Genomic DNA, 13,712 nt, shown 5'->3' with positions numbered 1-13,712 from the left:
ATGCCAACTTTTCGTTATCAAGGTCGTACTCTAGACGGTTCATCAACCCGTGGCAGAATCGAAGCGGTTAACTCTGAATCTGCTGCTGAAGCGTTGATGAATAAAGGGGTGATCCCATTAAATGTACGTTTAGAGAAAGAAGGAATGAAAAACCAGTTTAGCTTGTCGCAGCTATTGGTTCCGGCTATTCCATTAGAAGTCATTATTCTGTTCTCCCGTCAGCTGTTCAGTTTGATTAAAGCGGGTGTGCCGTTACTACGTTCAATGCGGGGATTACTGCAAAACTGCGAAAACAAACAGCTAAAAGAAGCGCTAGAAGATGTGGTTTCTGAGCTGAGTAATGGCCGCAGTTTGTCATCTGCGATGCAGCAACACCGCAAAGTGTTCAGCCCTCTGTTTGTGTCGATGATTAACGTGGGCGAGAACACGGGTCGGTTGGATCAGGCGTTGTTACAACTGGCCAATTATTATGAACAGGAGCTGGAAACCCGTAAGCGAATTAAAGCGGCGATGCGTTATCCAACGTTTGTTATCGTATTCATTACCATCGCAATGTTTGTTCTGAATATATTGGTGATTCCTGAGTTCGCTTCCATGTTCACGCGCTTTGGCGTTGATCTGCCATTGCCAACTCGCATCTTGATTGGGACCTCAAACTTCTTTGTGAATTATTGGGTACTGCTTATCGCTCTGATGATCGCGGGATTTATTATCTTTAAATCTTGGGTTGCGACGGCAGATGGTCGGGAGGCGTTTGACCGATTCCGTCTGCGCTTGCCGATCGTTGGAGATATTGTTAATCGCGCCCAGTTATCACGTTTTTCTCGCACTTTTGCTCTTATGTTGAAGTCTGGCGTACCACTCAATCAGTCTTTGGCACTTTCTGCAGAAGCCTTGGGTAATCGCTTTTTAGAAAACCGTATTTTGGAGATGAAGTCAGCCATTGAAGCAGGTAGCACAATTTCTGTTACGGCCATCAACAGTAAGATATTTACCCCATTGGTGATCCAGATGATCGCGGTGGGGGAAGAAACTGGCCGCATTGATGAGTTGTTACTTGAAGTGTCCGATTACTACGACAGAGAAGTGGATTACGATCTCAAAACACTGACGGCACGGATAGAACCGTTACTTTTGGTTATCGTGGCTGGCATGGTTATGGTGCTAGCACTTGGTATATTCCTGCCAATGTGGGGGATGCTGGACATCATCAAAGGCGGCTAATGCGTGGTTGAAAATCAAAACCGAGCTACGCTAATACTCTGCGGCCTGGTCGCTATTATTTTTGTTGGATTAGTGTTTAAATTCCAATCAGTTGTAGAAGAAGCGCGAGTGACAGGTGCAAGGTTGGCTAAGGTCTGGATGCTCGATAGTGTTCAGCGCTATAGAGAAGCCTGGCTACTGCAAGGCGAGCCAAAACAACTGGAGATGGACGGTTTTCACCTAACAATGACAGAAGGAGGGCTAGTCTCTCCATTTAGCAAACAAGGCGACTTAGATTGTGATTACTGGTTAGCGGTTCATTACCCTCAGCGTAAGATCATGACTATTGAACCATCTGAAATAGGTGGGGCGATAAAAAATGGCCTTTATATATGCAGCTATATATACAAAAAATCTTACAAGGTGATAGTCACCGCTAACACGAATGACCTAATAAGTGTCGAAATATTGTCGGAGTAATTTTTTTGACACTTTAGTACTATAAACAAGCAGATAAAATAGATATAATACTCGGATTAAGATAGGTAAATAGTTGTAATGTTGAGCAAATGAATGCATATTAAGCGCGTTGCGTTTGCAACCAAATGATGGTCAACTGTCACTATTTTTCGCGAGCAGTTCCGTTTCTATTTCGCTATCTGACTTAGTGAACTTTAAAGCCCAATGCCATTTTGTCTCCCTTACAAATGGTGTCATCAAATTTATCTGTTGCAGTCTTACTGCATGCTTACATAGAGAGAGTAAACAATGAAAAGACAAGGTGGTTTCACCCTTATCGAACTAGTAGTGGTAATTGTAATCCTAGGTATTCTAGCGGTAACTGCGGCACCACGTTTTTTAAACCTACAATCTGATGCACGAGCTTCTTCGCTTCAAGGGCTTAAAGGTGCTATCGAAGGTGCAGCTGGTATTACCTATGGTAAAGCAGCGATTGACGGCATTGAGAAAACAGCACCAGGCGCTACAGTTCTAGTTGACGATATACTTGTAGGCTTCGGTTATCCAGTTGCTGCTACTAACGGTCTAGATAATGCTGTTAATGGCTTAAGTGCTGATTGGGCACTTGTGAACGAAGGTACTACTCCTAACACGTTGGTTGCAACGTTTGTTAGTGGTGATTTGGAAGCTGGTTTTGATAATACTAACAATACAGTTACTGCTATCACTGGAAGTAACTGCTTTGTGAGATACACAGAAGCTACATCAGCAGCTGTGCCTACCACAACAGTTGTAGATAGTGGCTGTTAATTAGTTAGATAAAAGGCCAGCCTGTCTGGCCTTTTATCTCTTTATATTTGATTAATCTTGGAATAGTTCATATGCCCAAATCACAAGGTCTTAGCTCAATCGAATTTGTGGTTGTGTTAATTGTCTTAGGTGTTATCGTCTATTTGCTATTACCAAGATTTATCAATTTTGAACCAGAGACTTATGAAGCTAAGTGGGAGCAAACCAAGCAAACCGCTGAGCACGTTTCTGAGACGCTAAGTAATAAAGAAACCTACGATAGAATTGAACAAGAATTAGGACGTTCAAAAGCAGATAAATAACCAGAACGGTTTATTTGTACACTTGCTCGCACTTCAAACTGAAAACGTATAACCCTATCATAATTAATACAAAATCATCGTATACTTAATTCGCTTGTCCTAAGTTTAAGCCTGAGGTTGGGTAATGAAAATTCGCAGCTCTAAATTAGGGTTTACATTAACAGAATTGATCCTGGTGATCGTTCTTCTCTCCATCCTTTCTCTCTTTGCGGCTAGCCGTTTTATCGGCAAAAGTAGCTTTTCTGCATTTGCACTTCGGGAACAAGTCATCTCTGTCATTCGCCAGGTACAAGTTAATAGAATGCAGTCGAATGTAGACAACCCTGATAGTAACTTCCAATTGAAAGTTTCTTCATCATGCATTGGCTCTGTTGCCGCTTGTGCTCTGTCGGGTAGTGCGCAAGACGCTCGCAGTGATGTGGTGGTGGATGACTCAGCTCAGTTTTCTACCCAAACATTGGGAGACGACGTGACACTGAACTTCAGTTTATTGGGCAACCCTCTGGATGATTCTGGCGATTCTTTAGCGACAGCTAGCGGCGGTGTTTCTATCATCATTGAAGACAAAAATGGTCAAAGCCGCTGTGCAGTAAACATCAATAGTCAAGGCTATGTTTCCAAAGGATCATGCTCATGAACAAGATCCGAGGCATGACCTTAATAGAAATGATCATCGCGATTGTCTTGATGGGGATTGCGATGGTCGCTTTCACCTCTTTTCTGGTTCCTCAAGTTCGAGATTCTGCCACCTCTCATTATCAAACTCGTGCCTCAGCGTTAGCCCAAAGCTTTATGTCGCAAATTCTTGCACGTGGTTTCGATCAATGGAGTGATTTTGATGGTGGGCTGATACGTTGTGGAGAGCCCAAAGATAACCCCCATCCAAACAATCCTTTGAACTTATGTTCTTCGAGTTTGGGTGTCGATACCCTATATGGAGAAGAATTATCCAACCCAAGCTCTTTTAATGATGTCGACGATTATATGGGGTGTTGGTATACCGACGGCACTGAATCAAGTTGTGACGATAAGTATTCAGGCAAGCATTACCAGTTAAAAAATGTACTGGGTAACGCCATGCAGAGTGACTACAAAAACTTTCGTGTAGAAGTTGATGTGAACTATGTTAAGGAAAATGGTAGCGCTTCAACCGATATTACTGATTATAAACGCATTACTATGACTATTTACGCTGGGCAAACTCAATCTTTGACACTGTCTGCGGTTCGAGGTAACTACTGATGAAAATACGTGGTTTTACCTTGATAGAGATGATCGTCACCATCGTCATTGGCAGCATTATTATGCTTGGTATCGCAGTCTACTTGCGTCTTGGTGTCCAAGGGTACTCTGACAGTATTGCGCGGCAAAGGTTACAAACTCAAGCGCAGTTTGTGACTGAGAAGATGTCCCGTGAAATTCGTCATGCCGTACCAAATAGCTTTTTTATCGCAGATGATGGGAAAAACTGTCTCGAGTTCATCCCTATTGCTTACTCTGGCTTTTATTCCTTTATTGGAGATGAAATTAAGTTTGTCGTCGGCTTTTGGGATACGCCGCCAGTTATTCATGATGAGATGAAAATAGTGATTAATCCGACACAGCTTAGCGACTTAAGTTCATCTTCGCATAGTATTCAGCTTGACGCTCTTTCTGTTGAGAACAACGTTTATACGGTGAGTTCGGTCAATCCAGATGGGGTCAAGGTAATCAGCAGTTCTGTTTCCAACCGTCATTTTATTTACGATTTATCTTCGAAAGTTAAATACTGTTTTATTGGCTCAGAAGTACAACGCAATGGCATACCCATCGCTGATAATGTTGTTTATGCTGATGACCAATCTCAGAGTTATTTCAAATATGACGATACATCACTTTATCGAGGTGGGCTGGTACATTTTAGACTAGTGTTCCAGCAAGATGGTGAACGTAGTGTTTATCAACAAGATGTGCAGGTGCTCAATGTCCCGTAATCAGTTTCAACAAGGCAATGTGCTGATAGTTGTCCTCTTCGTTATCGTTGTTATGGGATATTTATCGGCTTCCTTAATGCGTGTGACATGGTCAAATCAAAGTGGTTTAACCAAAGAGTTTTTGGGGACGAAGGCTTGGTTTGCTGCACAGTCTAGTACCGAGTGGGTACTAACACAGTTTTATCCTTTGGGTAAATCCGAGGCTGTTGCGAGCGTTTGTAATGCCCTTAAAGCTGACACGTTAACTATAGAAAGTGGTTTGGTCGATAAAACATGCAAAATCGACACACTAGATTGTGAAAATGTGGGCGAATTACCGGGTGAGCTTGATGGTAAAAAGGTTGGACTTTATGTGGTTAAAAGTGTTGCCATTTGTGGTTCTGGGCTGTCTCAAGTACAGCGTCAGCAACAAGTTTGGGTGAAGGGGTAGTATGAATGCGAAAGCTAAAAACATTCAATTTGTTACTTGTGTTACTTGTGTTACTGGCTATATGGTCGAGCTTTTCTTTTGCTTACGACTCCGCCACATGCGGTAACTTAACTTCAAAAAACAGTTTTAGTGCGACGTTTAATTTTACTACTACGTTGGGCTCCAATAATGAGCCGCTTAACTCGCAAACCATTTTTGCTGAAAGGAGATCTAATGATCATCAATCAATTGCTTTATGGTCTAATGGAAGTGCATCAGCACTAATAAATGATACGGTAACTAAACAGCCCGGGACTTACACCGTTTGGCTTACATATGATGAGTCCAACAATAATAATGGGCAAAATAAACAAGGGCAATTAAGTTTCTATTTATTTAGTGCAGGGACATGGGTGAAAAAAGCAGATACTGTTACGGCAGATTTTAGCGGCTTTAAAGATATTCATATTGGTGTTACAGGGAGTAATGTAAATGACTTACAGTGTGATTTATCGTTAACTAAACCAGAAGTTGTTACCGAACCGCCATTCAAGTTTGATGCTTGTAAATATTTTCCTCAGCCAATACAAAGCTGGGTGACTGAAGATACTAAAAATTATTCTGGTTATCCAGAAAGTGAGCTAAGAATAGGAGAGTCATCCGCATATGTAACAGGGTGGTCTGATAGCTATATTTCTGATTCCAGGAATATTTATACTCTTAAGCAAAATTGGGGCACAAAAAAATCCTGGAACAACCTTCGAGTCGGTTTTGATAAAGTTTCTGACTCCTGGATTTCATATCAAGATCCTTCTGCAAGTGTTTGTCAGGGTTTGGGCTGTTTTCCGGATCCAGTTCTGTATTCGGACGATGGTAATATAATTTCCAGAAAAGCTGCCACTCCTCCTTTGTTAGATATTACTTTTGACGACAATTCTGATTCCCTGAAGTTTGACTCTGGAAATTTTAAGCAATTATGTGACGGTGTCATTTGTAGTTATGACGATAGTGGTTCTGAAATATATGTTACAATTCATAGGGATTTGAAGTTTTTAGATGGCAATAACAATTCGGGCAAACCAATAATTTTTAAAATTCCTGAGAACACAAAGATTGAGTTATTAACGCTAGGAAATAATTTTGGTGCTTATTTTATTGATTCAGGCAATGTTTATATAGGGAAAGTAGTTACTAATGGTGAGGGTAAGAACACCAGTTTATCTTTTAGAAGTGGAGTAATATTAAACATTGTTGGTACAAATGATCTTATTTCCAATAAGACGGATTATCAAAACTTTGATTTTCAAATATCCAATGAAATTGATTTTTTGTATAAAGATGAAAATGATGATGAAATAAACTTTGATAATGATAAAGGCTTTAATATTCCAGTATTTTATGGACCTTCAGCCAGAGTGCATTTAAAGTCAAAAGACATATTAAGAGCTTATATTCTTGCCAGACTGGTTGACTTTGATCTTCCTGTAACGATACAGGGTTCTATAACGGCTAATGATTTAGCGATTAATAAAGGCGTTAATGTTATTCGCGACTCCTCTTATGATTGCTGGAGTGGGGAGGATCCGAATGACGAGTATAAATTAGAATTACAACCTAGCTCAGCTTATGTATTGTCTTGTCAAACACAACAATTAGAACTTCAGGTGCAAGATAGTGATGGTAATTCTACTGGAGATTTTTCTGGGACCATTGAAGTTAGCCCCTCCAATTATTTAACTTTGGCTGATGTTGATGGTAACGGTACTGGAAATAACGGCAGTTATAGCCCCAACGCTAGTGGAAAGCTATGGTTGGAATTATCAGGCTCTGAGAATAAGAATGAGACAAACACTGTCAGCATTACTGCTACTTTAAACCCGAAAAATAACAGCAGTTCTAAAACTGGCACATATCACTTTGTTCCTTATAAGTTTTCAGTTGCTGATCAGTACGTCATCGCAAACAACCCCATAGAAGTAATTGCAACTGTTCAGGGATGTAATACCGATGGAAGTGTGGTTGATATTGGCTATGACGGTGAGCCGGATGTTTCATCTCAATGGGTACGTCCTGCTTCAGGTGCGGTAGGTGATTTAACATATGCACCAGTATTTTCTGGTGGTGAATCTTCCGATGATTTAACTCTGGAAGATTCAGGTGAAATGTTAGTGACTCTTACGGATGATAATTTCACGTGCAGTGGCGATGACTGCCCGATTGAAGGCGGAACTCTGCAAGGCCAATTCACCGTCTATTCCCGCCCGTGGACATTTGCGATTTGTTCACCACGTGGTAGTGCTATGGACGGCAATATTACTACTAAGACGAGCTTAGGCTTTGCTGCGGCAGGAGAATCATTTGATTTAGAAGTCCGCCCGCTTCGTTGGGTTTCTGGTGGAAAGGATGGCAATCCTGTTAATACTTTTGATAAACAAACAGATCCAATAATTAACTATTGCAATAACAGTTACGCAATCACTGAAAACTTCTTCGCTAGTAACTCTCCCGAATCAGAAGTTATGTTGAGTTATAGCCTAGCTGCGCCAGCTGAAGCTGAGGGTGGCAAAAAAGGCTCTTTGTCTGGTAGGGAAGCGACAGTAAATTCTGATTATACTGGTGAAACAGTGCTCCCTTTTAATGGGCTAAAATGGAGTGAAGTCGGTGTATTACGTGTAAAAGCTGATGCTCAATATTTGGGTATGGATATTAATCAAGGCTATCGTGATATTGGCCGTTTTTATCCTGCTTATTTTGAAATTACACAATCTGATTGGAGTGTCGATAATCAAAATGACATTGCATATTTATCTCAGCCTTATGATCTCGCAGAGTTTGCTATTGTCCCATATTCGCTAGATGGCAATGCTGTGGAAAATTACAGTCAGTTTGATCTAAGTCTACAGGCAGGCATTAGTGTTTTGGATGATAAAGATCTTGGTGATCGTTTAACGGTTTCGGTTAGTGATGGGGAGTGGGACAATGATTCAACTTATTCTCGTTGGTATCTGGAAGATCAATATGCGGTATTTTATCGAGACTTTACTTTAAATACTCAAGGAGTCAGGGAGTCTAGCGTAGATGGTCCGTTCAATGTTTCGGAAGATGCAAATTCAACGACTACAAACTTTGGATTCACTATTTCGACAAATTCAGACCCTATAGATAGCCGTACACAAAACGATACTACTTGTCTGAATAGCACTGAGCAATATTCATCAGCATGTGATTTATCATTTCCTACTCAGCCTCCTGCCCGCTATGGCCGCGTGGCAATGGATGATGTCGGCGGTACTTCTGTCAGTACCATCAATATTCCGCTACGCGTTGAGTACTGGAATGGTTCTCGCTTTATCACCAATACTGATGACTCTGCTTCTGATTATTCTTCTGATGAAGACTATGTTTGTTATCAAGAGGTGTGGTCTGAAGCTTCTGGTTCAGACGGTTCGTTGAAAGCAGTCACTAAGACAGTTGATTCAGGTGTCAGCGACGAACTTTACGCTACTCCATATTCCGCAGATGATAGTAGCTCAATACGCCAACAAATACGTTTCTGGCTGAGAATGGATGATACTAGTACGACATCTCCGCAAACGTTGGAAACAGATGATGTTACTTGTGGGAGTAGTTATATGAGTCAACCTTGGCTCCAATACAACTGGAGAGGGAAAGGAGATGAAGACCCATCCTCCGTTGTCACCTTCGGTATTCACCGTGGGAACGATCGCGTGATTTACCGTGGTGAGCCGGGGTTAACTGCTCAGTAACAAACTTCGGTTTTTGCGCTTAAGTTAGGAAACTGCAAGAAATTGGTGCTTTCCGCCCATGTTTGTGTACCAATACCTTGCTGTGACAGCGAGGCATTGGTACATTTAGGACAATTTTTGTCTTTTATATCTTTGCAGGATGAACGAAGAGTATGTTTAAGAAACTTCGTGGCATGTTTTCTAACGATCTATCTATCGATTTAGGTACAGCCAACACTCTAATTTACGTAAAGGGGCAAGGTATTGTCCTTGATGAACCTTCTGTAGTTGCTATTCGTCAAGATCGTGTAGGTTCTGCAAAAAGCGTTGCTGCAGTCGGTCACGCAGCAAAGCAAATGCTTGGTCGTACACCAGGTAATATTTCTGCTATTCGTCCGATGAAAGATGGCGTGATTGCTGACTTCTACGTGACAGAAAAAATGCTGCAACACTTCATTAAGCAGGTGCACGACAACAGCATCCTGAAACCGAGCCCACGCGTTTTGGTTTGTGTTCCTTGTGGTTCGACTCAAGTTGAGCGTCGTGCGATTCGCGAATCGGCACTAGGTGCTGGCGCTCGTGAAGTTTACCTAATCGATGAGCCTATGGCGGCAGCAATCGGTGCTGGCCTGCGTGTATCTGAGCCGACTGGTTCAATGGTGGTCGATATCGGTGGTGGTACCACTGAAGTAGCAGTTATCTCGCTTAACGGTGTGGTTTACTCGTCTTCTGTTCGTATCGGTGGTGACCGCTTTGATGAAGCGGTTATCAATTATGTTCGTCGTAACTACGGTAGCTTGATTGGTGAAGCAACAGCAGAGAAAATCAAACACGAAATCGGCTCAGCTTACCCTGGCGATGAAGTTCTAGAGATTGAAGTTCGTGGCCGTAACCTTGCAGAAGGTGTACCTCGCAGCTTCAGCCTGAACTCAAATGAAATCCTTGAAGCGCTGCAAGAGCCGTTGTCTGGTATCGTATCGGCAGTGATGGTTGCGCTAGAACAGTGTCCACCAGAGCTTGCGTCAGATATCTCTGAAAACGGCATGGTTCTGACTGGTGGTGGTGCACTACTGAAAGATCTAGACCGTCTACTAATGGAAGAAACGGGTATTCCAGTTGTTATCGCTGAAGATCCACTGACTTGTGTGGCTCGTGGTGGCGGTAAAGCACTAGAAATGATCGACATGCACGGCGGCGATCTATTTTCTGAAGAATAAAAGTTTAGGTGGAGCTCAAAGCGAGCTTCACCTTCATTTCTGCTCTCTCTGTAATTCAAATATGCTCCATACCTGAACGTATTTAATGCAAGATTTCAGGTTGCCAATTAAGGCTCAATAGCTATGGAAGCAATCAGGTCAAAAACAAGATGAATCCGATCTTTGGCAGAGGACCATCTCTGCAATTACGTCTGTTTTTTGCTGTCATCATGTCGGCGAGCTTAATGCTGGCGGATAGTCGTCTGGATACGTTCTCTAATGTTCGATTTTTACTGAACAGTGCGGTCGCGCCAATTCAGTATGCCGCTAATTTGCCTCGTAGTATGTTCGATGGTGTCTTTGAGCGTTTTAATACTCGTCAGACGCTCGTTGAAGGCAATCGTAATTTAAAGCGAGAAGTGCTACGTCTGAAAAGCGAGCTGATCTTGCTCGATCAATATAGAGAAGAAAACCAACGCTTACGCAAACTGTTGGGATCATCCTTTGTCCGCGATGAGAAGAAAGTCGTGACGGAAGTCATGGCGGTCGACACGTCACCTTATCGTCATCAGGTCGTGATAGATAAAGGCCAGATCGACGGTGTGTACGTGGGTCAGCCAGTTATCAACGAAAAAGGCATTGTGGGTCAGGTAACGTTTGTTGCAGCGCATAATGCTCGAGTCTTACTGCTGACTGATGCGAAGAACGCGATTCCTGTTCAGGTTATCCGCAATGACATCAGAGTGATCGCGTCCGGCAATGGTGAAATGGATGAAATCCAACTCGAACATATTCCAACCAGTACTGATATCCAGGTTGGCGATTTGTTAGTGACGTCAGGATTAGGCGGTATTTATCCAGAAGGTTATCCGGTTGCGAATGTCACTATCGTGGATCACGATACTCGTCAGGAGTTCGCGTCCATTAAAGCGGAGCCAGTGGTTGAGTTTGATCGTCTGCGATACCTACTACTCATCTGGCCAAATGAAGATCGTCAGCACAAAGTGTTGCAATCCAATGTTGATGAAGATGCAGAGCAAGTGGAACAAGAGGTAACTGATGGCGAGTAATGTATTTCGAAGCCGAATGGTTATTGGCGTTAGCTTCTTTGTTGCGCTGGTTTTGCAAACTATTCCGTGGCCGGGAGATCTGGAACTATTCCGTCCATCATGGCTGTTTTTAGTCACCTGTTACTGGGTGTTGGCTCTGCCGAACCGCGTTAACGTTGGTAGTGCTTTAATTCTGGGCCTGATATGGGACATATTAGTCGGTTCAACATTGGGAATTCGGGGTATGATGATGTCGATCATCATCTATTTGGTTGCGCTGAATTTCTTGTTAATCCGTAATATGGCATTGTGGCAACAATCGATTTTAATTGCGTTTTTTACCGTGTTACTGGAACTTTTGATATTCTGTGGGGAATATTTGAACCAGGACGTAGTATTTAACCCATTATCCCTGTGGACGGCGGCAATAAACTGTATACTTTGGCCATGGATGTTTTTATTAATGCGACGAGTGCGTCGAGCATGGCACGTTAGGTAAAAGTGTGAAAAAAAGCTTATCACTCGTTCTCGCTTCGGGCTCTCCAAGAAGAAAGGAGTTGCTTGCTCAACTGGGTTACGATTTTGACATCGTATTACCAGATGTTGAGGAAGCCAAACAGGCTCATGAGCAGGCGCAAGATTATGTGTTGCGCCTTTCTCTGGAAAAAGCTCAGGCAGGCTTAGCGTTGGCTAAGCCTGATTCCGTTGTATTAGGCTCTGACACTGTGGTGGTATGTGATGACCACGTGTTAGAGAAACCAACAAATTTCGAAGATGCGAAGCGTATGCTTACTCGCTTATCTGGTCGTCGCCATCAGGTGATGACCGCGGTGAGTGTCGTTTCATCGCAAAAACAACATTCAGTGGTGGTTATCACTGATGTTTGGTTCAAGCCATTGACTCACGAAGAAATCGAACAATATTGGCAGTCAGGCGAACCATGCGATAAAGCTGGAAGTTATGGTATTCAGGGACTCGGAGGACGTTTTGTCACCCGAATCGAAGGCAGTTATCACGCAGTAGTAGGCTTACCTTTGTTCGAAACCGATCAGCTAATTCAAGAATTTTTATAATTATTTTGAGGTGTGCACATGAGTGCAGAATTGCTGCTAAACGTGACCCCGAGTGAAACTCGTGTGGCCATGATTGAAGGTGGAGTGCTACAAGAAATTCATATCGAACGCGAGTCTCGTCGCGGTATCGTAGGTAACATTTATAAAGGTAAAGTCAGCCGCGTACTTCCGGGTATGCAGGCGGCTTTCGTAGATATCGGTTTAGATAAAGCGGCGTTTTTGCATGCGTCTGATATCGTACCGCATACAGAGTGTGTGGCCGAAAACGAAAAGCAACAGTTTCAGGTTCGTGATATTTCTGAGCTGGTTCGCCAGGGTCAGGATATCGTTGTGCAAGTGGTTAAAGATCCGCTTGGCACCAAAGGCGCACGTTTAACGACCGACATTACCCTTCCTTCCCGCTATCTGGTTTTCATGCCTGGCGCAAGCCACGTAGGCGTATCACAACGCATTGAAAGTGAACGTGAACGTGAACGCTTGAAGAAAGTCGTTAACCAATACTGTGATGAACACGGTGGCTTCATTATTCGTACCGCGGCAGAAGGTGCGGATGAAAAAGAACTTTCTCAGGACGCGGCCTTTTTAAAGCGCTTATGGCTTAAAGTTATGGAGCGTCGTTCTAAATATAAAACGCGTTCGACGCTTTACGGTGAGCTCGGCCTCGCGCAGCGTATTCTGCGTGACTTTGTTGGCACAGAGCTGGATAAGATTCTGGTCGACTCGCGTTTGGAGTATGACAACCTGCAAGAGTTTACCTCGGAATATGTCCCTGAACTGACCGACAAACTTGAGCTTTATGAAGGCGATAAGCCTATCTTCGATATGTACGATACGGAGAACGAGATTCAACGCTCATTGGAACGTAAAGTGGAGCTAAAGTCTGGTGGTTACCTTATCATCGATCAAACCGAAGCGATGACGACCATTGATATTAACACTGGTGCGTTTGTCGGTCGTCGTAACTTAGAAGAGACGATTTTCAACACCAATATTGAAGCCACGCAGGCGATCGCTCGTCAGCTGCGCTTGCGTAACCTTGGCGGCATCATCATTATCGATTTTATCGACATGGCCTCTGAAGTACATCGTCAACGTGTTCTCACTTCTCTTGAAGCTGCGCTATCGAAAGACCGCGTAAAAACCAACATTAACGGCTTTACGCAACTGGGTCTGGTTGAAATGACTCGTAAACGTACGCGCGAAAGTATTGAACATATTCTTTGTTCTGGTTGTCCTACTTGTGAAGGTCGCGGCACAGTGAAAACGGTCGAGACAGTATGTTTCGAGATTCTGCGCGAAATCACCCGAGTGAATCGAGCGTACGATGCTGACAACTTTGTTGTTTATGCGTCACCGTTCGTTGCAGAAGCGTTACTTGGTGATGAGTCACATGCGCTGGCAGAACTCGAAGTCTTTATTGGTAAGCAAGTTCGAATTCAGGCTGAGCCTCTGTACATTCAGGAACAGTTTGACGTTGTAATGATGTAATTGG

14 protein-coding genes are annotated in these 13,712 nt (G+C 43.0%); all 14 read left to right on the top strand.

The genetic code is table 11. The annotated features are described in order from the left end of the window. Positions 1 to 1,224 carry a type II secretion system F family protein gene (locus DBX26_RS13435; protein ID WP_065302927.1) on the top strand — a complete coding sequence of 408 codons (1,224 nt, stop codon included), beginning with the start codon at positions 1 to 3 and terminating at the stop codon, positions 1,222 to 1,224. Positions 1,225 to 1,227: 3 nt separating this feature from the next. Further along, complete coding sequence (locus DBX26_RS13430; RefSeq protein WP_118119468.1) at positions 1,228 to 1,683, top strand: MSHA biogenesis protein MshF; 456 nt, start codon at positions 1,228 to 1,230, stop codon at positions 1,681 to 1,683. 288 nt (positions 1,684 to 1,971) lie between these two features. Then, on the top strand, positions 1,972 to 2,472 hold the full coding sequence (locus tag DBX26_RS13425) for a type II secretion system protein (protein WP_118119466.1): 501 nt from the start codon (positions 1,972 to 1,974) through the stop codon (positions 2,470 to 2,472). Positions 2,473 to 2,543: 71 nt separating this feature from the next. After that, entirely contained in the window at positions 2,544 to 2,774 is a 231-nt protein-coding gene (locus DBX26_RS13420; RefSeq protein WP_162889704.1) for an MSHA biogenesis protein MshA, read from the top strand. Between the two features lie 124 nt (positions 2,775 to 2,898). After that, entirely contained in the window at positions 2,899 to 3,411 is a 513-nt protein-coding gene (locus DBX26_RS13415; protein WP_118119464.1) for a type II secretion system protein, read from the top strand. Next, entirely contained in the window at positions 3,408 to 4,016 is a 609-nt protein-coding gene (locus DBX26_RS13410; RefSeq protein ID WP_118119462.1) for a prepilin-type N-terminal cleavage/methylation domain-containing protein, read from the top strand. Before DBX26_RS13415 ends, DBX26_RS13410 begins: the two co-directional genes overlap by 4 nt. Beyond that, entirely contained in the window at positions 4,016 to 4,747 is a 732-nt protein-coding gene (locus tag DBX26_RS13405) for a PilW family protein (RefSeq protein ID WP_118119460.1), read from the top strand. Before DBX26_RS13410 ends, DBX26_RS13405 begins: the two co-directional genes overlap by 1 nt. Next, entirely contained in the window at positions 4,737 to 5,177 is a 441-nt protein-coding gene (locus DBX26_RS13400) for an MSHA biogenesis protein MshP (RefSeq protein ID WP_118119458.1), read from the top strand. The genes DBX26_RS13405 and DBX26_RS13400 overlap by 11 nt, the downstream gene beginning before the upstream one ends. A 5-nt stretch (positions 5,178 to 5,182) precedes the next feature. After that, complete coding sequence (locus DBX26_RS13395; protein WP_118119456.1) at positions 5,183 to 8,923, top strand: DUF6701 domain-containing protein; 3,741 nt, start codon at positions 5,183 to 5,185, stop codon at positions 8,921 to 8,923. A 152-nt stretch (positions 8,924 to 9,075) separates the two neighbouring features. Beyond that, positions 9,076 to 10,119 carry a rod shape-determining protein gene (locus DBX26_RS13390; protein WP_014233099.1) on the top strand — a complete coding sequence of 348 codons (1,044 nt, stop codon included), beginning with the start codon at positions 9,076 to 9,078 and terminating at the stop codon, positions 10,117 to 10,119. A 149-nt stretch (positions 10,120 to 10,268) separates the two neighbouring features. Further along, the gene (mreC, locus tag DBX26_RS13385) at positions 10,269 to 11,168 is read left to right on the top strand and encodes a rod shape-determining protein MreC (protein WP_014233098.1); all 900 of its coding nucleotides are present in this window, start codon (positions 10,269 to 10,271) and stop codon (positions 11,166 to 11,168) included. Then, positions 11,158 to 11,646 carry a rod shape-determining protein MreD gene (mreD, locus tag DBX26_RS13380; RefSeq protein WP_014233097.1) on the top strand — a complete coding sequence of 163 codons (489 nt, stop codon included), beginning with the start codon at positions 11,158 to 11,160 and terminating at the stop codon, positions 11,644 to 11,646. The genes mreC and mreD overlap by 11 nt, the downstream gene beginning before the upstream one ends. A gap of 4 nt (positions 11,647 to 11,650) precedes the next feature. Further along, complete coding sequence (locus DBX26_RS13375) at positions 11,651 to 12,220, top strand: nucleoside triphosphate pyrophosphatase (RefSeq protein ID WP_065297419.1); 570 nt, start codon at positions 11,651 to 11,653, stop codon at positions 12,218 to 12,220. Positions 12,221 to 12,238: 18 nt separating this feature from the next. After that, on the top strand, positions 12,239 to 13,708 hold the full coding sequence (rng, locus tag DBX26_RS13370) for a ribonuclease G (RefSeq protein WP_014233095.1): 1,470 nt from the start codon (positions 12,239 to 12,241) through the stop codon (positions 13,706 to 13,708). The last annotated feature ends 4 nt before the right edge of the window (positions 13,709 to 13,712 follow it).

The organism is Vibrio sp. dhg, from assembly GCF_003443775.1.
GTDB classification, from domain to species: Bacteria; Pseudomonadota; Gammaproteobacteria; order Enterobacterales; family Vibrionaceae; genus Vibrio; species Vibrio natriegens.
This window is presented reverse-complemented; position numbering and strand designations above follow the sequence as displayed.